General features: G+C 39.4%; 1 protein-coding gene. It reads right to left on the bottom strand.

All coding sequences use genetic code 11. From position 1 onward, the window contains the following. Positions 1-1,647: calcium-binding protein (locus GYY69_RS12625; protein ID WP_274600363.1), on the bottom strand; the 1,647-nt coding region annotated here is incomplete at both ends.

Consider the following 1,647-nt stretch of genomic DNA (forward strand, 5'->3'; position numbering starts at 1 on the left):
GCTCTTTAACTCGCCTTGATTATCTATCGTGTCGTGACCATCGCCCAGATTAAACAGGTAAGTATCGTTTCCTGCTCCGCCCGATAAAAAGTCGTTCCCTTTACCGCCCGATAAGATATCATTCCCTTTATTCCCTAAAATGGTATCGTTACCATCCGTACCGAACATCTGTAAACGGTTATTTAACACTTCATCCCACGTTAATTTTGTGCCATCGGCAAATACAAACGTTTCAATAACGTTCCCCTCATTCACTCTTGCGGTTGCAGAGGTTGCATTAGCAAAGATATTCTTAAGGGTGATGCTGCTGTTGCCACCAATTAATGTTACCTTTATATCAGCGCCTTGGCGTGAAAATCTAATTTCACTCGGCTTTATACCATCAACAAATTCTAACTTATCGTTACCGCCTAATTCAGTCACTTGGTCATGTCCACTATGACGACCAAACCGGTAAATATCATTGTAATTTGAGCTTAATAATGTTTCATCTTTTGCTATGCCTGATGTAATAACTGGATTACTATTATACCAATTGTAAATATTGAGTTGGGTGCCATCTGCAAATTCAAAGAAATCAACTCTCGCCGCTAATTGAGTCTGCCCCGTTGAGAACCAATTTTTTATGGTAATTGAATTTTGACTATCAATAGCGATAACTAAATCGCTGTTTCTTCTAGAGCAACTTAACATGTCAGCACGAATACCATCACCAAAACGGATCTTATCAACATCAGATTTTCTGTAATTTAAGAAGCCAACGCTCTTTAACTCGCCTTGATTATCTATCGTGTCGTGACCATCGCCCAAGTTAAACAGGTAAGTATCGTTTCCTGCTCCGCCCGATAAAAAGTCGTTCCCTTTACCGCCCGATAAGATATCATTGCCTTTATTCCCTAAAATGGTATCGTTACCATCCGTACCGAACATCTGTAAACGGTTATTTAACACTTCATCCCACGTTAATTTTGTGCCATCGGCAAATACAAACGTTTCAATAACGTTCCCCTCATTCACTCTTGCGGTTGTAGAGGTTGCATTAGCAAAGATATTCTTAAGGGTGATGCTGCTGTTGCCACCAATTAATGTTACCTTTATATCAGCGCCTTGGCGTGAAAATCTAATTTCACTCGGCTTTATACCATCAACAAATTCTAACTTATCGTTACCGCCTAATTCAGTCACTTGGTCATGTCCACTATGACGACCAAACCGGTAAATATCATTGTAATTTGAGCTTAATAATGTTTCATCTTTTGCTATGCCTGATGTAATAACTGGATTACTATTATACCAATTGTAAATATTGAGTTGGGTGCCATCTGCAAATTCAAAGAAATCAACTCTCGCCGCTAATTGAGTCTGCCCCGTTGAGAACCAATTTTTTATGGTAATTGAATTTTGACTATCAATAGCGATAACTAAATCGCTGTTTCTTCTAGAGCAACTTAACATGTCAGCACGAATACCATCACCAAAACGGATCTTATCAACATCAGATTTTCTGTAATTTAAGAAGCCAACGCTCTTTAACTCGCCTTGATTATCTATCGTGTCGTGACCATCGCCCAGATTAAACAGGTAAGTATCGTTTCCTGCTCCGCCCGATAAAAAGTCGTTCCCTTTACCGCCCGATAAGATATCATT

Origin of the sequence: Gilliamella sp. ESL0250, assembly GCF_013345045.1 — a bacterium.
GTDB lineage: Bacteria > Pseudomonadota > Gammaproteobacteria > Enterobacterales > Orbaceae > Gilliamella > Gilliamella apicola_H.